At 70.9% G+C, this 18845-nt stretch carries 14 protein-coding genes and 1 tRNA gene; 6 read left to right on the top strand and 9 right to left on the bottom strand.

From position 1 onward, the window contains the following. Position 1: 1 nt before the first annotated feature. Complete coding sequence (locus TX83_RS14995; RefSeq protein WP_064748774.1) at positions 2–1489, bottom strand: DUF1800 domain-containing protein; 1488 nt, start codon at positions 1487–1489, stop codon at positions 2–4. A gap of 104 nt (positions 1490–1593) precedes the next feature. Continuing rightward, positions 1594–2982 carry a metalloprotease PmbA gene (gene pmbA, locus TX83_RS14990; protein WP_064748773.1) on the bottom strand — a complete coding sequence of 463 codons (1389 nt, stop codon included), beginning with the start codon at positions 2980–2982 and terminating at the stop codon, positions 1594–1596. Positions 2983–3060: 78 nt separating this feature from the next. Here pmbA and yjgA point away from each other — a divergent pair, with 78 nt between their 5' ends. Then, entirely contained in the window at positions 3061–3627 is a 567-nt protein-coding gene (yjgA, locus tag TX83_RS14985) for a ribosome biogenesis factor YjgA (protein WP_064748772.1), read from the top strand. Between the two features lie 39 nt (positions 3628–3666). Further along, positions 3667–3864: a hypothetical protein gene (locus tag TX83_RS14980; RefSeq protein WP_064748771.1), complete on the top strand. Its 198-nt coding sequence runs from the start codon at positions 3667–3669 to the stop codon at positions 3862–3864. A 30-nt stretch (positions 3865–3894) separates the two neighbouring features. On the opposite strand, the gene tldD is transcribed toward TX83_RS14980, so the two are convergent. The 4 genes from tldD to TX83_RS14960 form a co-directional block, all read right to left on the bottom strand. Continuing rightward, positions 3895–5337: a metalloprotease TldD gene (gene tldD / locus TX83_RS14975; RefSeq protein ID WP_064748770.1), complete on the bottom strand. Its 1443-nt coding sequence runs from the start codon at positions 5335–5337 to the stop codon at positions 3895–3897. Positions 5338–5505: 168 nt separating this feature from the next. After that, positions 5506–9417 (bottom strand): YhdP family protein, encoded by a 3912-nt coding sequence (locus TX83_RS14970; RefSeq protein WP_064748769.1) that lies wholly within the window; start codon positions 9415–9417, stop codon positions 5506–5508. A gap of 144 nt (positions 9418–9561) precedes the next feature. After that, positions 9562–11049 (bottom strand): ribonuclease G, encoded by a 1488-nt coding sequence (gene rng / locus TX83_RS14965; RefSeq protein WP_064748768.1) that lies wholly within the window; start codon positions 11047–11049, stop codon positions 9562–9564. 81 nt (positions 11050–11130) lie between these two features. Beyond that, entirely contained in the window at positions 11131–11697 is a 567-nt protein-coding gene (locus TX83_RS14960) for a Maf family protein (RefSeq protein WP_064748767.1), read from the bottom strand. A gap of 160 nt (positions 11698–11857) precedes the next feature. On the opposite strand from TX83_RS14960, the gene TX83_RS14955 reads away from it, so the two are divergent. The 3 genes from TX83_RS14955 (at position 11858) to TX83_RS14945 (ending at position 13923) form a co-directional block, all read left to right on the top strand. Beyond that, positions 11858–12637: an SIMPL domain-containing protein gene (locus TX83_RS14955; RefSeq protein WP_064748766.1), complete on the top strand. Its 780-nt coding sequence runs from the start codon at positions 11858–11860 to the stop codon at positions 12635–12637. Continuing rightward, positions 12634–12825 (top strand): hypothetical protein, encoded by a 192-nt coding sequence (locus tag TX83_RS14950; protein ID WP_064748765.1) that lies wholly within the window; start codon positions 12634–12636, stop codon positions 12823–12825. The genes TX83_RS14955 and TX83_RS14950 overlap by 4 nt, the downstream gene beginning before the upstream one ends. Positions 12826–13245: 420 nt before the next feature. After that, positions 13246–13923 carry an energy transducer TonB gene (locus TX83_RS14945; RefSeq protein ID WP_064748764.1) on the top strand — a complete coding sequence of 226 codons (678 nt, stop codon included), beginning with the start codon at positions 13246–13248 and terminating at the stop codon, positions 13921–13923. Positions 13924–14083: 160 nt separating this feature from the next. On the opposite strand, the gene rlmH is transcribed toward TX83_RS14945, so the two are convergent. Then, entirely contained in the window at positions 14084–14554 is a 471-nt protein-coding gene (gene rlmH / locus TX83_RS14940; protein WP_064748763.1) for a 23S rRNA (pseudouridine(1915)-N(3))-methyltransferase RlmH, read from the bottom strand. Positions 14555–14674: 120 nt separating this feature from the next. On the opposite strand from rlmH, the gene TX83_RS14935 reads away from it, so the two are divergent. Beyond that, positions 14675–16237 (top strand): alkaline phosphatase PhoX, encoded by a 1563-nt coding sequence (locus TX83_RS14935; RefSeq protein ID WP_064748762.1) that lies wholly within the window; start codon positions 14675–14677, stop codon positions 16235–16237. 108 nt (positions 16238–16345) lie between these two features. Here the strand turns inward: TX83_RS14935 and TX83_RS14930 are convergent, their stop codons facing one another. Both TX83_RS14930 and TX83_RS14925 read right to left on the bottom strand, forming a co-directional pair. Then, positions 16346–18340 carry a peptidyl-prolyl cis-trans isomerase gene (locus TX83_RS14930; protein ID WP_064748761.1) on the bottom strand — a complete coding sequence of 665 codons (1995 nt, stop codon included), beginning with the start codon at positions 18338–18340 and terminating at the stop codon, positions 16346–16348. A 236-nt stretch (positions 18341–18576) separates the two neighbouring features. Beyond that, positions 18577–18653, bottom strand: a tRNA-Asp gene (locus TX83_RS14925). Between the last annotated feature and the right edge of the window lie 192 nt (positions 18654–18845).

The following is an 18845-nucleotide window of genomic DNA, read 5'->3' as shown; positions in this document are numbered from 1 at the left end:
TTCATGCCCTCCACTGGAACGCAGGACTGGCGAACAGCAGCGCGTGGCCTTCGCTGGCCGAACCGGCGCGGCGCAGGCCGATCGCGAAATCGCCCTGCACCGCCGATTCGCCGAGCACCGCCAGCGCGCGCGGATACGGTGCGGCGCCGCGGCCGTCGACGCGCGCGGCCAACATCTGCGCGGCCTGGATGCGCTTCCACAATCCGTCCGGGCTGCTCCAATCGGCCGCGGTGTCGGCGAAGCCGGCCGGCGAACGCGGCGTGAACACCGGTTGGCCCAGGCGCGAAAGCAGGCCGGTCAGGGCGCGCGCATCGACCGTCAGCTCGCCTGCGCGCAGCGCCGAGATCACGAAGTCGTTCGGGGTCTTGAACTTGCACGCGTCCGCGCTCCAGGCCGCCTCGCTTTCGACCATCGCCCGGTACATCGCGCGCAGATCGCCCGCTTCGCGCAGATAGGCCTGGGCCATGCGCTCGACCAGGGCCTTGGGCGGCTGGTCGGCGACGAAATGGCGGGCGAGTTTGAAGCTCAGATGGTGCGCGGTCGAAGGATGCCGGGCCAGATCGGCGAGCACCGCGCGTCCCTGCTCGACCCCGCCTTCGGCGTAGTCGCGGCCGAGCACGCGCCGCGCACCGGGCTCGTGGGTGCGGGCGCGGAACACGAAACCGCTGTCCGGCGCGCGATCGCCGTAGTCCTGGGCCTCGTTGGAATTGAGCGCGCTCCAACCGGTGATCGCGCGCGCCAGCTCGATCACGTCGTCCTGGCGGTAGCCGCCGTCGACGCCGAGGGTGTGCAGTTCGAGGATTTCGCGCGCCAGGTTTTCGTTGAGGCCGCGGCGCTCGCGACGCAGCTGTGCGGCGCGTTGCGCGACGGCCGAGTCGTCGCCGATCGAGATCGCGTTGTCCAGGTAACGCAGCATCGCCGGATGGGTTTCCACCGCCAGCAGCATGTCCTGGAAGCGGCCGAGCACGTGCGGCCGTATCGCCTCGCGCTCCATCGACGCCGCGTACAGGCGGGTGTCGCCCTTGTCGACGGAAACCGCGAAATGGTTCGACCAGAACTGCACCAGGCGTTCGACGAACGGCGCGTCGGTATGCGCGGCGTGGCTGAAACGCGCGGCGTACTCGCGCGACTGTTGTTCGCGCAGTTCGCGCCGCAAGGCCGCCGAACGCCGGTCGGCGGGACCGTCGCGGCCGCTGTCCGCGGCCGGCTCGGCGCCCGCCGCCTGCGCGGCCATCGCCGGCGCCGCATCGGCCGACATCGCGCCCGCGGCGGATTTGCGCTGCGCCCGCGCCTCGCGCGAGGCGGCCAGTTGCTTGTGTTCGAGCAGCATCGTCGCCGCGCTGCTGGGCAGCCCCTGGAACTCGCTGTGCGCCGGCGAGCGCGCGAGTTGGGCGAGCAGGATCTCGCGGCCGTCGCCGCTGCGCTCGAGTTCGCCCGGCCTCGCGCCGAGCCCGAAACGATTCGCGGCCGTCGCCTTGCTTGCGCTCATGCGGCCTCCCGGAAGTGGACTCCCAGGATGAACGCCTCAGCTGAGCCTAGGTTGACCGGATCGGGGCCGCGCCCGATCCGCAGTGCGATAGCGCTTAGCGGTTCTCAGTCTTCGGCCGATTCGCCGGCGACCGTCATGCGTCCGACCAGGATCGAGCCGGTGCGCACATGCGAGCGATAGTCGACGTCGCTGCCGACCGCTTCGATCGCCGCGAACATGTTGCGCAGATTGCCGGCGATGGTGATGCCGTCGACCGGGTACTGGATTTCGCCGTTCTCGACCCAGAAACCGGCGGCGCCGCGCGAGTAATCGCCGGTGACCGCATTGACGCCCTGCCCCATCAGTTCGGTGACCAACAAGCCACGGCCCATGTCGCGCAGCAGCGAGTCGAAATCGCCGGCGTTGGCGGCGACCTGCAGGTTGTGCACGCCGCCGGCGTTGGCGGTGGTCTGCAGGCCGAGCTTGCGCGCCGAATAGCTGCCGAGCACGTAGCGCTGCAGCACGCCGGCGCGGACCAGCGAGGATTCGCGCGTGGCCACGCCTTCGGCGTCGAACGCGGTGGAGCGGAAGCCGCGCGGCAGGAACGGCTGTTCGTCGAGCTGAAACCAGGACGGGAACAACGCGCTGCCGACGCTGTCGACCAGGAAACTGGCGCGCCGGTACAGGGCGCCGCCGCTGACCGCGCCGAGCAGATGGCCGATCAGCGAGCGCGCGCTTTCGGCCGCGTACAGCACCGGGTATTCGCCGGTCGGGATCTGCCGCGGCGCAAGCCGGGCGACGGTGCGTTCGCCGGCGCGGCGGCCGACGCTGGCGGCCGATTCCAGGTCTTCGGCGGCCAGCGCCGAGCTGTACCAGCCGTCGCGCTGCATGCCATCGCCGCGGCCGGCGATCAGCGCGCAGCCCAGACTGTGTTGGGTGCTGCGCTCGCGGCCGACGAAGCCGTGCGAATTGGCGTAGACGCCGAGGCTGGCGCCGGTGCCGATGGAAGCGCCGTCGGAATTCTCGATCCGGGCATCGGCGGCGCGCCCGGCCGCTTCGCAGGCCAGGGCCAGCTCGACCGCGCGGTCCGCGTCGATCAGCCACGGATGCCAGGTGTCGAATTCGCGCAGATCGGTGGCCATCAGCGCGGCGTCGGCCAAGCCGGCGGCGCTGTCGTCCTCGGTGTAGCGGGCGATCGCGCAGGCCTGCTCGACCGTGGCCTCCAGGCTCTCGTCGCGCAGGTCGGCGGTGCTGGCGCTGCCCTTGCGCTGGCCGAAGTAGACGGTCACGGCGATGCCGCGGTCGCGGGTGGCCTCGACCGTCTCGACCTCGCCCATGCGCACGTTCACGTTCAGGCCGGTCTCCTCCGAGCAGGAGACCTCGGCCTGGCTGGCGCCGCGCGCCCGGGCCGCCGCCAGCAGGCGCTGGGACAGGTCGGCGAGCGCGTCCAGGCGCGCTTCGGGGTCGGCGAAGGTATGGGCCGGAGCGGCGGAACTCAGGGCGACTGCGTTCAATGTCTTATCCTTACGCTGTGCGGCGCCGCGGGCGCCGCCGATTCTTGTTCAGTTTGCAGGTTAGAGAGAGGTTTTGCGATGCGCGGCAGAGACGAAGACACCGGCGAATTCTTCAGCCCCAGCCGCAGCCAGAACCGGCGCGAGGCGCTGGAAGTGCTGGCCCTGGGCGAAAAACTGGTGTCGCTGAGCGAGGCCCAGCTGGCCAAGCTGCCGGTGCCTGAATCGCTGTTGCCGCACATTCGCGAGTGCAAGCGCATCACCGCCCACATCGCCCACAAGCGCCAGCTGGCGTATCTGGCCAAGCAGATGCGGCGCGAGGACGACGAAGTGCTGGAGGCGCTGCGCGACGCGCTCGACGAGAACGGCGAGGCGGCGCGGCGCGAAGTCGCGGCCATGCACCGGGTCGAGAACTGGCGCGAACGCCTGCTCGAAGGCGGCGACGCCGCGTTGGCCGAACTGCTGGATGAGTACCCGCAGGCCGATCGCCAGCGCCTGCGCCAACTGGTCCGCAACACCTTGGACGAACGCAAGCGCAACAAGCCGCCGCACGCTTTCCGCGAGCTGTACCGCGAGCTGCGCGATGCGATCCTGGGTGCGCGCGAGGCCGGCGACGACGCCGACGACGCGCTGCCCGAGCAGGACTGAACCGCGCCACGGGCCAGCGCCGCGGTCATCGACGATGCCTTGCTGCGCGTCGAAACCCGGCGCACCCGCTTCGTCGCCGAAGGCATCGCGGCCGGCGACGCCTTCGCGCTGGAGCATCCGGCGGCGGACAGGAACGAACTCAAGCGGTTGGCGCTGCGGGCGCGGACGATAAAGCGCCGCTACGGCACGCCGCGCCGGCCGCTGCGCGATCTGCGCGCGCTCGACCCGGCGCGCTGAGCGGCGGCGCCCGCCGCAGCGCGGCGCCGCTCACGATTGGGTACCGCCGACGGTCAGCTGGTCGATCAACAGCGAGGGCTGGCCGACGCCGACCGGCACGCTCTGTCCGTCCTTGCCGCACACGCCCACGCCCTCGTCCAGGGCCAGGTCGTGGCCGATCATGCGGACCCGCTGCATGGTCTCTGGGCCGTTGCCGATCAAGGTCGCGCCCTTGACCGGCGCGGTGATCTTGCCGTCTTCAATCAGATACGCCTCGGTGGCCGAGAACACGTACTTGCCGCTGGTGATGTCGACCTGGCCGCCGCCGAAATTGACCGCGTACAGGCCCTTCTTGACCGAGCGGATCATCTCTTCCGGGTCGTGGCTGCCCGCGAGCATGTAGGTGTTGGTCATGCGCGGCATCGGCAGATGGGCGAAGGACTCGCGGCGGCCGTTGCCGGTCGGCGCCATGCCCATCAGGCGCGCGTTGAGGGTGTCCTGCATGTAGCCGACCAGCACGCCGTCCTCGATCAGGGGGGTGCAGTGGGTCGGCGTGCCCTCGTCGTCGATGTTGAGCGAGCCGCGGCGGCCTTCCAGGGTGCCGTCGTCGACGATGGTCACGCCCTTGGCGGCGACCCGCTGGCCCATGCGGCCGGCGTAGGTCGAGGTGCCCTTGCGGTTGAAATCGCCTTCCAGGCCGTGGCCGACCGCTTCGTGCAGCAGCACGCCGGGCCAGCCCGAGCCGAGCACCACCGGCATCACCCCGGCCGGCGCGTCGATCGCGTCCAGATTCACCAGCGCCTGGCGCAGCGCCTCGCGCGCCAGACGCTCGGGGCGGTCGCCGCCGAGCAGTTCGGCGTAGCTGTAGCGGCCGCCGCCGCCGGCATAGCCGCTTTCGCGGCGGCCGTTGTGCTCGACGATGATCTGCACGTTGAGCCGCACCAGCGGGCGCACGTCGCCGGCCAGCACGCCGTCGCTGCGCGCCACCAGGATGGTGTCGACGCCGCCGCTGAGGCTGACGATGACCTGCTTGACCCGCGGGTCGGCGGCGCGCAGCAGCTTGTCGAGCCGGCGCAGCGCTTCGACCTTGGTCTCGTTGGCGACCGAATCGATCGGGTCTTCGCTGGGATACAGCGAACGTCCGCCGCCGCGGACCAGGGCGCGGGCCGCATGCGCGTTGCCCTCGCGGGCGATCGCGCGCGCCGAGCGAGAGGCCGCCAGCAGCGCCTCGCCGTTGATCTCGTCGGAATAGGCGAAGCCGGTCTTCTCGCCGCTGATCGCGCGCACGCCGACGCCCTGTTCGATCGAATGCGAGCCGTCCTTGACGATGCCGTCCTCGACGCTCCAGCTCTCGCGGCGTGCGTGCTGGAAGTAGAGATCGCCGAAATCGACGCCCGGACCGAGCAAGGCGCCGAAGCTGCGCTCCAGGCCGCCGGCGTCGAGCCCGGCGGGCAGCAGGAGGCGGGTTTCGGCGATCTGCAGAGGAAGGGTCATGAGGGAGCCGTGAAGTCGTGGTGGGGCCATCTTAGGCGGCCGGGACGGCGCGTGGACGGGCGGACGGCGAAAAACGCCGATCGCGCGCCCCTGCGCAACGGGAACGTAGGACAGATGGTGGCGTGAGGGCCGCCGATCAATCCCGGCGGCCCCTGTCGCGGCCGGCGTTCAGCCGGCCGGCGGCGTCGTGGCGGCGGCGCGGGTCTGTTCGCGGGTGACCACTTCGACCTTGGGCTCTTTCCACGGCCCGGTGACCCGGTAGGTCTTGGAAGCCAGGCTGCCCAGCGGACGCTGCAGCACTGCGTTGGCGGCCGCGCCGATCGCCGCGCCGACCGGGCCGGCGGCGAGCGCGCCCACCGCCGTCAGCACGTTGGCCGCCTTAGGCCGTACTTCGATGGTCTGATCGTAGCGCTGCGCACGCAGGTCGGCGGCGCCGCGGATCGAGATCGCCGCGGCCGGGCCGTCGATGGTGAGGTCGTCGCTGCGCGCGCTGCCGTTGCCGAAGCGCACCGTGCCGCCGATCCGGTCGAAGGCGAAGCCCTTGGAGAACAGATCGCGGAAATCCAGGGTCAACCGGCGCGGCAGCTGGGCCACGCTGAGCAGCCCGAGCACGCGCCCGGCGCCGGGCTCGATCTCCAGCAGGCGGCCGTCGCGCGCATCCAGGGTCAGGCTGCCCTCGAGCGAGCCCAGGGCGAAGCCAGCCGGGCTGCCCGGCCAGCCGGCCTCGAACTTGGCCTTGGCGCGGCCGCCGCCGATCTGGTTGGCGAAGCCGAAACCGTTCATCAGCGCGCCGACGTCGCCGCTGTCGACGCTGAGGTTCAGATGCGTGTGCGCGTTCGCGCCGCGGCCGGTCCAGTCGCCGCTGAGGTCGATGGCCTGCTTCGGCGCGCGCGTGCTGATCTGTTCGATGCGCATGCCGGCCGCGGTCGGCCGGGTCCGCACGCTGGCCTGGCCCAACGGCGCGTCGCCGACGCGCAGGTCGGCGATGTCGAGCAGCAGGGCCGGAATCTGCGCCGGGTGCATGCCTTGATCCTGGCCCGCGCTCGCGGCGTGCGCCGGCGCCGCCGCACTCGCGCTTGCATTCGGCCCCGCGCCGCCTGCAGGCGCCGGCGCGCGCCAATGCACGCGGGCGAAGCGGCCGGCGATGGCGCCGCCCTCGCCGCCCGGAATCAGCACCGCGCCCTCCAGCGCCGCGCCTTCGGCACGCACCGCGGTCGCGCCGCGCGGCGCCGGGGCGACGATGATGCGGGTGTCGGGGAAGTTGCCGCCGATCAACTGCAGTTGCTGCGCGCTGACGTCGATGCGTTGCAAGGCCAGGCCGCCGCCCTCGCCGCTGCCGCCGTCGCCGTGGGCCAGCGCGATCCAGTCGACCGCGTCGAGCTGCGCTGCGCGTCCGGTGGCGATCAGGCCGGCGGCCGGCGGCGCCTCGTCGACCCGGTTGCTGCCCAGCGCCACGCGCACGCCGGTGCGGCCGTTGACGGTGCGCGCACGAACCGCCAGCACGTTGCCCAGCGATACGCGCACATCGCCGCTGCCGAGCGGCAACGGGGTTTCGACGGTCGTCGGCAGACTCGCCGCGGCCGGCTTGGCCAGCGGCGCGGGGAAGCTCAGCGCGGTGCCGACCAGGTTGGATTGCAGGCGCAGCACGGTCGGCGCCGGCGCGGCCACGCCGGTGGCCTTGACCGCGGTAGTCGCGCCCGGGCTCTTGGGAATCGAAATCGCCGCGGTCCACAGCGAGCGCCCGTCCAGGTAGGGCTTTAGCCAGGCCAGTTCGTCCGGGCCGCGCGCGATCAGTTCGTCGGCGCCGGAGGCGGTGTCGAGCGCGGCCTCGAACACGTTGCCGCGGTCGCGCACGTACTCGTCGCCGGCGCGCAGCGACAGCTTGCCCGGCGCGCCCTCGTGCAGCACCGCCAGCTCTTCGGCGCGGAAACCGCCGCGGCCGTATTCGGCGCGGCCGCGCACCTGTTCGAAAGCCAGCTTCCAGCGCGGGTCGGCCAGCCTGGCGTTGTCCAGCGCGACCGTACCGGCGATGCGGGTCTGGCTGTTGGGCCGCAGCGGCAGTTCCATTTCGAAACCGACCTGGGCCGGGCCGCTGGCGCGCACGTTGTTCAGGGTGTCGGCATGGTCCTTCTGCAGCGGACTGTGCTTGAGCAGGGCCACCAGTTGCGCCGCATCGGCGGCGCCGTCGGCTTCGACGCGCAGGCGGCCGTCCTTGTAGCGATCGATGCCGGCCTCGACCCGGCGCACGCCGACCCCGGCCATGCGGCCGTTGCCGATGACGCTGAAACCGTCGGCGACGAAGCGCACGTCGGCGTCCAGCCCTTCCACCGCCGGCCACTCGGGCTGGAACTTCACCACCGCGCCCTCCAGCCGGGCGCTGGCCTCGAACAAGCCGTTGTTGCGGTTGAACGGCCAGTCGTCGAGGTCGCCGGAGATCACCGCATGGGCATCGCTCAGGCGGCCGCCGACCAAGGCGGTGTCGAGCCAATGCACCAGATGCGCCGACATCTTGTCGCGGATCCAGAAGCCCTTGGCGACCGGTACCTGGGTCGGGTCCAGGTCGGCGGCGATGTCGATCCACGGTCGGGTGCCGTCGCCCTGCCACCACAGGCCGCCGCGCGCGCGCACGCCGAAACCCTTGCCCTGCACGCGCAGCGCGGTGGTGCCGATGCGCCAGCCGGCGCCCTCGCGCCAACCGCCGACGCGGCCGTCGAGGCTGACCGTATGCGCCACGCCGAAACCGGTCGGCCAGTCGAAACGCATCGGCGAGGCCGGATCGAGGTCGAGCACGAAGCCGTCGGCATCGCCTTCGAAGCGTCCCGACAGGCCCTGCAGCCCGGGGCTGGAACCGACCGCGTCGAAGCCCAGCGCCTGGATCCGGCCGCTGGCGAACAGAGGCCCGTTGCGGCGGCCGTTCACGGCGATCTCGCTCAGCGATACGCGCGGCTTGGCAGTCTCTAGCCAATGCCGCAGGCGTTCGGGCAAGGCGTCGCTGAGCGCGACCACGGCGATCAGCGGGCCGGCGTCGATGCGCGGCGCGCGCAAGGCATAGCGCTCGCCGCCGGCGACGGCGAGCCCGTCCAGGGTCTGCACCTGCTCGCCGCTGCCGATGCGCAGGCGCTGCGCGTCGTAGCGCCAGCCCTGCTCGGTCAGGCGCCAGAACGACAGGGTTTCGACATGTTCGAATTCGGTCCGCGCCGGCGCGGCATCGGCGTGGGCGCCGTGACGCTCGGCACGCAGGCCGACCCGGTCGAGCGCGGCCGACACCGTCACCGCCGCGACCCGGTGCCCGCGCAACTCGGCCCAGGCCTCGGCGCGGCCCTGGCCGGACTCGATCCGGATTCCGGCCAGTTTCAGCAGCGGCGACCAGCCCGCGAGGTCGGCGCGGGTGGCGCCGGCGTAGGCGCGGCCGTCGCCGCGGCGGCGGTCGAAATCCAATACCGCGTCCAGCGGCGTCGACGGCGCCCCGGCGACGCCGACGCTGGGCCACACCCGCGCGCCGGCACGCACGCGCGGCCCGTCCACGCGCAGGCGCAGGTCGATCTTGGGAATGCGCGCTTCGACGCCGAGGCTGGGCGCGATCACCGCCAGCTTGCCGTCGATCACCTGCAGCTCGCCCAGGCCTTCCAGCGCCGACAGCGGATCGCGCTGCGGCGCGCTGTCCTGGCCGGGCAAACCGCGCACTTTCCAGCGCCCGTCGCCGGCGCGCTCCAGAGTCAGATCCAGGCCCTTCAGGCGCAGCTCGGAGAACGACTGCCCCGGCAGCAGGCCGGCGTAGACCGACACCAACATTTCCGCATCGCCGATGGTGAACGCCTGCGCGCCTTCGCCGATGCGCAATCCGTCCAGGCGCAACAACGGCCCGCGCCGGGTCCACTGCGTCTGCACCCGATCGAACGCCACCGGCCGCCCGGCGCGCTGGCTCAGCCATTGCGCGACCTGCTCGGGATGGCTCTCGGCCAGCGGCAGCACCTGGCTCGCCGCCCCCAGCAACACCGCAACCAGCACCAGCACGATCGCGACGCCATAGAAGGCGCCACGACGGGCCATGCGCAGGCGGCGGCGCAGGGGGGTGGGCATCAGCGCGCCGCTCCGCGTCCTGACCGGATTGGGGATTGGGGATTGGGGATTCGCAGAAGCAAAAGCACGGTCGACCCGCGTCGGTCGCAGGCTCGCCCCGACCCGCTTTCACGAATCCCGAATCCCAAATCCCCAATCCCCGCCTCAGAGCAGCACGACATCGAACTGCTCCTGCGCATACTGGTCGTCGGCCTGGAAGCGGATCGACTTGCCGAGGAATTCCTCCAGTTCGGCGACCGCGGCGGATTCCTCGTCGGTGATCCGCGCCACCACCTTGGGCGAGGCGATCACCAGCAGGCGCGCGGCGTCGAACTGGCGCACCTGGCGGACGATGTCGCGGAAGATCTCGTAGGTCACCGTTTCCGGGGTCTTGAGCGTGCCGCGGCCGCCGCATTCGTGGCAGGGCTCGCTGAGCTGGCGCTCCAGGCTTTCGGTGGTGCGCTTGCGGGTCATCTCCACCAGGCCCAACGGCGAGAATTCGTACACCGTGGTCTTGGCGTGATCGCGGGTCAGCGCCTTCTCGAGCTGGCGCAGCACCTGGCGGCGGTGCTCCAGGTCAGTCATGTCGATGAAGTCGATGATGATGATGCCGCCCAGGTTGCGCAGCCGCAGTTGCCGGGCGACCGACTGCGCCGCCTCCAGATTGGTGCGGTAAACGGTTTCCTCGAGGTTGCGTTGACCGAGGAAGGAACCGGTGTTGACGTCGATGGTGGTCATCGCCTCGGTCTGGTCGATCACCAGGTAGCCGCCGGACTTCAGCGGCACTTCCTTGTCGAGCGCGCGCTGGATTTCGTCCTCGACCCCGTACAGGTCGAAGATCGGCCGCGCGCCGGTGTAGTGCTCGATCTTCTCCGCCAGCCCCGGCATGTACTGGGCGGCGAAGCTGCGCAGGCGCTCGCAGGTCTCGCGCGAGTCGACCTTGACCTTCTCCACGTCGCGCCGGATCAGGTCGCGCACCGCGCGCAACGGCAGGCTCAGGTCTTCGTAGACGCGCTCGCCGACCTTGCAGCTGCGCGATTTCTCGGCGATCAGCGACCAGGCCCGGCTCAGGTAGGCGATGTCCTCGGCCAGCGCCTCTTCCGGCTGGCCTTCGGCGTTGGTGCGGACGATGTAGCCATGGTGTTCGGCCGACGGCGCCAGCGAGGTCACCAGGCTCTTGAGCCGCGCGCGTTCGCCCTCGTCCTCGATCCGCGCCGAGACCCCGACTACGCGGGTGCGCGGCAACAGCACCAGGTAGCGCGAGGGAATGCTGAGCTGGGTGGTCAGGCGCGCGCCCTTGCTGCCGATCGGGTCCTTGACCACCTGGACCACGATCTCCTGGCCTTCGCGCAGCAGTTCGGCGATCGGCCGGGTCGGGGTCGGCGGCAGCGGCGCCTCGTCGCCCTCGCTCTCGCCGCTCTGGTTCGGCTTGACGATGTCGGCGGCGTGCAGGAACGCGGCACGTTCCAGGCCGATCTCGACGAACGCCGCCTGCATCCCGGGCATGACCCGTTGCACCTTGCCCTTGTAGATGTTGCCGACCACGCCGCGGCGCCAACCGCGCTCGATGTGCAGTTCCTGCAGCATGCCGTTCTCGACCACGGCGACGCGGGTCTCGCGCGGAGTGACGTTGACCAGGATTTCTTCAGTCATGGGGCGGCGCGGGGTCCAGGGCGGCGGGGGCGGCGAAAAACAACGGTACGGGGGAGACGGAAGCGGCCGGCGCCGCGCGGGCTAGCCGAGCCCGAACTGGCGCAGCAACTGCGCGGTTTCGTACAGCGGCAGCCCCATCACCCCGGAGTAGCTGCCGGACAGCCGGGTCACGAAGGCCTCGGCCGCGCCCTGGATCGCATAGGCGCCGGCCTTGCCCATCGGTTCGCCGCCGGCCACGTAGCGGGCGATGGTCGCCTCGTCGAGTTCGGCGAAGCTGACTTCGGACACCGACACGGCCTGGGCCTCGCGCGCCGGCGAGACCAGCGAGACCGCGGAGATCACCCGGTGGGTGCGGCCGGACAGGCGCCTGAGCATGGCCGCCGCGTCGGCGGCGTCGCGCGGCTTGCCGAACACCTCGTCGTCGAGCACGACCTCGGTGTCCGAGCCCAGCACCACCGCGGCCGGGTTGCCGACCACCTTGAGCAGGCCGGCCCCGGCCTTCTCGCGGGCGACCCGGCGCACGTAGTCCTCGGCCGGTTCGCCGGGCTGGCGCTGTTCGGGCACGTCGAGTTCGAGCAGGCCGAATTCGTGGCCCAGGCGGGCCAGCAATTCGCGTCGCCGCGGCGACTGGGAGGCGAGATAGAGCATGCGCGGAAGCATAACCCGCGCTGACTGAGCGCCAGCCGACATTCGCTCGCGCAAACCCCGTCACGAATCACGGTTCGTTAACCAGTTCAGCAAGACCCTAGCCTCGTCACCCAAGGAGCTCCACATGATCCGGTCGCCGTTCCAGCGTTCCGCCCGCACGATGCCCCCCGCCGTCTCCGCCCCCCGTCCCGCTTCCCGCTCGGCTTCGCTGCGCCCGCTGGCGCTGGCCGCCTTCCTCGCCTTCGGAGCCGTCACCGCCATGTCCGCGTCCGCCCAGACCACGCCTTACGTCGCCACCGACGGCACCCTGTTGTCGGTCTCGGCCGAATCCCAGGCCAAGCGCACTCCCAACATCGCCACGGTCTCCACCGGCGTGGTCACCCAGGCCGCCGACGCCAACGCGGCGATGCGCGCCAACGCCGAGCAGATGGCCAAGGTCGTGGCCGCGATCAAGGCCGCCGGCATCGCCGAGCGCGACATCCAGACCAGCGGCATCAACCTCAACCCGCAGTACCGCTACCAGGAAAACCAGCCGCCGCAGATCACCGGCTATCAGGCCAACAACAACGTCAACATCGTCATCCGCGACATCTCCAAGGTCGGCAAGATCCTCGACTCGCTGGTCGCCACCGGCGCCAACCAGATCAACGGCCCGAGCTTCGACCTGGACGACAAGGACAAGGAAGCCGCGTTCGACGAAGCCCGCCGCGGCGCCATCGAGAAGGCCCAGGCCCGCGCCGAGATGTACGCCAAGGCCCTGGGCATGAAGGTGCGCCGCATCGTCAGCGTCAGCGAGGGCGGCCGCTTCGCCCCGCCGATGCCGATGCCGATGATGGCCATGCGCATGGAGAAGGCCGGCGCCGCGGCCGACACCTCGGTCTCGCCGGGCGAAAACACCTTGTCGATGAACCTCGACGTGGTGTTCGAACTGGGCAAGTGATCGTGGCCGGCGCCGACAAGCAGGCTCCGCGCGGACCCGACGGCAAGCCGGCGCGCGCGCCGGGCTACCCCGAGCCGCAACCGCGCGACCGCGACGATGCGCAGCGCCCCGGGCGCAAACCGCCGTCGCCCGACGAGGGCGGCCTGGAACGCAAGCCCGCGCCGGGCACCGACCCGGCCCAGGACTGAGCGGCGCCGCCGCTGCCGTCCTGCCGCCCCGAGGCGGCCGTCACGACCGACCCGACGAGGCCCGCGCGAGCGGGCCTCGTCGTTTTAGGCGTTGGCGAGCGACGCGGCCGCAAGTGGCCGACGGCCCAGGCCGACGCGCTTCGTTGCCTGCCATTCAGCCAAACCCCAACGCCGCCGGCGCCCGCATCGGCGATCTCGTTGCAGCAATCGCGCAAGCATCGTCCGCGATCCGCCGGCGATCTGCGTCGAGGATTGGATGCCGATGCATCCGGCCCTCACGACCAAAGTCGCAAACGAGAACCGCTTGCGTTTGGCAAACCTACGGAGCAGTTTGTGATCGAAAGCCGGCTTCAGATTCGACCCCGTTCGCGGTAGGCGCACGTTGATTGTCGTTGTGTCGATCATCCAAGGAGGAAGCCCATGGTTCGTGCGATTCCCTCTTCCCAGCTCCGCCAGCCGCTGGACGGCGTGCGCATCGCCGGCAACACCGGCGCGATCGCCTTCAACACGGTGATGCTGTTGTTGCTGCTGGCGCCGCTGAGCGCCCCCAAGCTGCTGCTGCCGCCGGTCGACGAAGACCCGATCATCCAGATTCCGCTGCGGCCGAAGCCGGTTCCGCCTCCGGTCATCGAAGAATCGTTGCCGATCAATCGCAAGCCCGCTCCGCCGACGGTGACCCAGCCGGTGCGACAGGAGCAGCCGCCGACGATCGTGGTCGACCACCCCGATCCGGCGCCGACCGACTTCGCCGGCATCGAGCAACCGCAGATCCAGGTCGCCAAGGCCGACCCGCCGGCCGGCAGCGACCCGGGCATCCAGACCGGCGCCAGCCTGCAGGCCCTCAACAACCCCGCCCCGCCCTACCCGCCGCAGGCGGTGCGCGACAACCTGACCGGGGTGGTCGAACTGGAGATCCTGGTCGGCGTCGACGGCAAGCCGCTCGACGTCAGCGTGGTCCGCAGCAGCGGCCACCGCATCCTCGACCAGGCCGCGCGCCGGGTGGTGCTGAGCCGCTGGACCTTCCAGCCGGCGATGCGCGACGGCCAGCCGGTGCAGGCCCGCGGCCGGGTGCCGATCGAATTCAAGTTGGCGCAGTGAGCGCGCGCTGACGCGCGTGTGCAACAGCGAAAACCCGGGCCTTGCCCGGGTTTTCGCTGTTGCGGGATTGGGGATTTGGGATTGGCAAAAGCAGCTCGCCGGCTTTTTGCTCCTGCTCTTACGAATCCCCAATCCCGAATCCCCAATCCCGTCACCGGGCCTAAGCCCGGTGATACGGATGATTGGCCAACAACGCCGCCGCCCGGTACAGCTGCTCGGCCGCGACCAGGCGCACCAGCATGTGCGGCAGGGTCAGCGGGCCCAGCGACCATTGTTCGTCGGCGCGGGCGAGCACGTCGGGGGCGTGGCCTTCCGGGCCGCCGATCAGGAACGCCAGGTCGCGGCCCTGGCCGCGCCAATGTTCCAGGCGCTGCGCCAGCTGTTCCGAAGTCCATAACCGGCCGCGGCCTTCCAGCGCCACCACGCAGGCGTTCTTCGGCAACGCGGCGAGTACGCGCGCGCCCTCGTCCTGGGTCGCGCGCGCGGCGTCGCGGCCCTTGCCGCGCAGGCCGGGCTCGATCTCCACCAGCTCCAGCGGCAGCCAATGCGAGAGGCGTTTCTGGTATTCGCCGAAGCCTTCGGCGACCCAGCGCGGCGCGCGCTCGCCGACCGCGATCAATCTGCTTTTCATGCGCGCATGGTAGCCAAGCGCGCGATCGCGGTCCCGCCTGGGCGGGACTGTCATATTCCGGTTACCGCGCCGGCCTAGGGTGCTCAGTTCCCCCGCCCCCAGCCCCGCAGGAGTATCCCGATGGATGCGTTCGATCCCTCCCGCCGCCAGGTCATCAAGAGCAGCGCTGCCGCCATGGCGGTCGGCGCGATCGGCAGTCTCGGCGCGCTGTACTCGCGCCAGGCCGATGCCGCGACCGACCCCAGCCGCATCGCTCCGGTGCCGAGCCGCTACGGCCCGCTCGCGCCGGTCGCCGACCTCGCCACCGGTTTGCCGCTGCTGCAGTTGCCGCGCGGCTTCAGCTATCGCTCCTTCGCCTGGAGCGGCGACCGCATGGCCGACGGCCGGCCCTGTCCGGACCGCCACGACGGCATGGCGGTGGTCGCCGCGCGTCGCGTCCCGCATCGCCCGCACGGCCGCGGCCACGCCAGTCACGAGCTGGTGCTGATCCGCAATCACGAGCGCGGCGCCGGCAACTCGCCGATCCGCGCGCCGGGCATGTACGACACCGGCACGGTCTCCGGCGGCCAGCCCGGCGGCGGCACCACCACCCTGCGCTACCGCTTCGACGGCGGCCGCCACGGCGGCGGCTGGGACAGCGTCGAAGCCAGCCTCGGCGGCACGATGGTCAACTGCGCCGGCGGCCCGACCCCGTGGGGCACCTGGCTGACCTGCGAGGAGATCAAGAGCAATGCCGTGTCCAGCACCGGCCGCAAGCACGGCTATGTGTTCGAAGTCGATCCGCGCAGCGAACGCACCACCGGCCGGCCGCTGATCGGCCTGGGCCGCTTCAGCCACGAAGCGGTGGCGATCGATCCGCGCACCGGCATCGTCTATCTGACCGAAGACGACCGCAACAAGTCCGGCCTGTACCGCTTCATTCCCCACGACCGCTATGGCCGTCCGGGCTCGCTCGAACACGGCGGCCGGCTGCAGGCCGCGCGCGTGCGCGGCAAGCGCAACGCCGACCTGACCACCGCGGCGATCGGCAACGAGTTCCAGCTCGAATGGGTCGACATCCCCGATCCGGACCTGGATTCGATCCTGGCCCCGGGCGGTTTCCCCGACATCGGCGGCAACGACACCCTCAGCGGCCCGTTCGCCCAGGCCTGGAGCGAAGGCGGCCTGCGCATGAGCCGGGGCGAAGGCATCTGGTACAGCTACGGCAAGATGTTCATCGTCGACACCAGCAGCGGCGTCGACGCGCAAGGCCGCAAGGGCCGCGGCAACGGCGCGGTGTGGGTGCTGGACCTGTTCACCCAACGCCTGCGCGCGCTGTTCGTCAGCAACCACCAACTCGCCGCGCACAACCCCGACAACATCACCGTCAACGCGCGCGGCGGCGTGGTGCTGTGCGAGGACCCGGACGCCGCGCCGGCCGGCAGCCCCGACGAGTACGGCCCGGGCACGCGCCTGATCGGCCTGACCCGCGCCGGCGAGTCGTTCTATCTGTGCAAGAACAACGCCGAGCTGACTTCGACCCAGATCGCCGACGCCGGCAAGAACATCGCCGAAGGCGACTACCGCGACAGCGAGTTCTGCGGCGCCTGCTGGGACCCGGCCGGCCGCATCCTGTTCGTCAACATGCAGACCCCGGGCATCACCTTCGCCATCACCGGCCCCTGGGAACGCGGCCCGCTGTAGGCCGGCGGCTCGCCGTGCCGCCCCGCCGCGGGCGGCACGCGGTGGCGAGCGCAAGCGCAAAAAAAGGCCCGGCGCAAGCCGGGCCTTTCTCGTTCTGCGCGCCGCGGATCAGCGCAGGTTGTCGTCGATCACCTGGATCTTGACCCGCTTGCGCAGCTCCGAGGTCAGCTCGCGGCCTTCCTCGTAACCACCCAGCTGCGAGATCTGGGTGCGCATCATGTCCAACTGCGCCGGCGGGATGTCGGCCTTGTTGCCCGGCACCACCTTGTCGACCGCGAACAGGGCGACGCGGCCGTCCGGCAGCACCGCCTTGCCGGCGCTGGACTTGCCGGCAGCCGGCGCCTTCAGGGCGAAGATCGCCTCGGCCACTTCCGGCGTCGGCAGCGGCATGCCGCGGGCCACGTTCGGCACCACTTCCGGCGCCGGCAACTGCTTGGACGCAGCGACCGCGGCCAGGGTTTCGCCGGCGTTGACGCGCGCCAGCAGCGCCTGCGCTTCCTGCTCGGCCGCCTTGGCGGCGCGGTCGGCGCGCACCGCGGCGATCACCTTGTCGCGCACCTGGGCCAGCGGCAGCGCACGTTCCGGGGTATGCGAGACCACTCGGATCAGCACGCTGTGCTCCGGGCCGATCTCGATCGGATCGCTGACCGTGTTGTCCTGCAGGCGCGCCTCGGAGAACGCGGCGCGGATCACCGCCGGGTTGGCGCCGATGCCGCCGTTGTTGAGTGCGGCGTCGCGGGTGATCGGACCGGTCTTCATCACCGCCAGGTTCATCGCCTTGGCCGGCTCGGCCAGCGAGGTCGGGTTCTTGTAGACCATGTCGACCAGCTTGGCCGAGAAGTCGTTGAAGGCGCGCTCGCGCGAGGTCTCGCTCTCTTCGCGCAGCAGGGTCTCGCGCACGGCCTCGAACGGCTGCACCTGGCCGGCCTTGACCTCGCGCACCAGGATCACGTGCCAGCCCGACTCGTCCTTCACCGGCGCGCTGACTTCGCCGACCTTGAGCTTGAACATCGCGTCTTCGAACGCGCCCGGGAAGGTGCCCTTGTTGATCCAGCCCAGGTCGCCGCCGACCGCCTTGGAGCCGAGGTCTTCGCTGTTGGCGCGCGCCAGCGCGGCGAAGTCGGCGCCGGCGGCCTTGGCCTGGGCGGCGATCTGCGCGGCCTTGGTTTCGGCGGCCTTCTGCGCCGCGGCGTCGGCGCCGGCGGCGACGTTGATCTGGATGTGCGAGACCAGGCGCTGCTCTTCGGCGACGAAGCGGCTCTTCTCGTCTTCGTAGCGCTTGCGCAGCGAAGCCTCGGTCGGCGCGCCCGGCGGCGGCAGCGTCGCGCCGGTCAGTTCGACGTATTCGAGGATCACGCTTTCCGGCGCGCGGAAATCCTTGCCGTGGCCCTCGTACCACTTCTGGATCTCGGCGGCGGAAACCTCGGCGGTATCGGCGGCCGGCGGCGGCATCAGCAGCAGGCTGACGTCGCGGCGCTCGCCCATCAGCTTGATCAGGCGATCCATCTCGGCCTGGGTCAGGAAGCTGCTCTCGCCGACGTTGCCGACGATGAGGTTCTCCATCAGGCGATCGCGCACGAACTGCTCGAACTCGGTCGGCGACTGCGGCGGCTGGCGCATCTGCAGGCCGTACAGGTAACGCTCCTGGCTGAACTTGCCGGTGCCGTCCTGGAATTCGGGCACCGCCTGGATGGTCTTGACCACGGCGCCGTCGGCGACCGACAGCCCTTCGGTTTCGGCGACCAGCATGCGCACGCGCTCGTCGATCAGTTGGTCGAGCACCTTGCGCTTGTTTTCCGGCTTCTCGAACTCGCGCGCGTCGAAAGCCTCGCCTTCGGCGGCGCGGCGACGGTCGCGTTCGCGCTGGAAGCGCTCGTCGAATTCGGAACGCTCGACCGCGGCCTTGGTCCACAGCATCGAGACCGGCCACCACGACGGCGCCGAACGCCACCACGACGGCGCCATCTCGATCCGCGCCACGGCGTTGTCCACCCGCTGCACCAGGTACTGCTCGATGCCGACGAAGGCGAAGGGAATGATCAGCAGGCCCAGGATCACCGTGGCGATCCAGCCCGAGGTCTTGTCGCGAAGTGTCTGCAGCATGTTCCGGGTCGCGTTCAGTCGTAAGCCGGACAGTTTAGCGCGGTTCCGGGCGGCGGGCGGAGGCCGGCGACGCCGGTCGCAATCCGGCCGTCCCGGCGGCCGCAGGGACGGCGGGCGCCGTGCCAGGGGCGCCCGCCACCGGCGCGGGGCATGCTGCGCAGCAAAACGAACACCCGCCCCGACCGGGCCCGCCGCGGGCAAAAGAAAAGGCGCCGTTTCCGGCGCCTCGGTAAAACTGGCGGAGTGGACGGGACTCGAACCCGCGACCTCCGGCGTGACAGGCCAGCATTCTAACCGACTGAACTACCACTCCGCTGTTTTGAAACTGCATATCGAAACTGGAACGATGAAGCCGGAAGCGGGTCGCCGCGGCCTCGAAACCCGAGCGCCGAAGCCCGCGCTTCGAACCTTGGAACCTGCGTCCGTCCGGACATGGCCGGAGCGCCGCTGCAAAACAAAGGCGCCGTTTCCGGCGCCTCTGGCAAAACTGGCGGAGTGGACGGGA

The organism is Lysobacter antibioticus HS124 (genome assembly GCF_000336385.2).
Classification (GTDB): domain Bacteria; phylum Pseudomonadota; class Gammaproteobacteria; order Xanthomonadales; family Xanthomonadaceae; genus Lysobacter; species Lysobacter firmicutimachus.
Note: the sequence above shows the minus strand (reverse complement) of the source record. Positions and strands in the feature narration are given on the sequence as shown.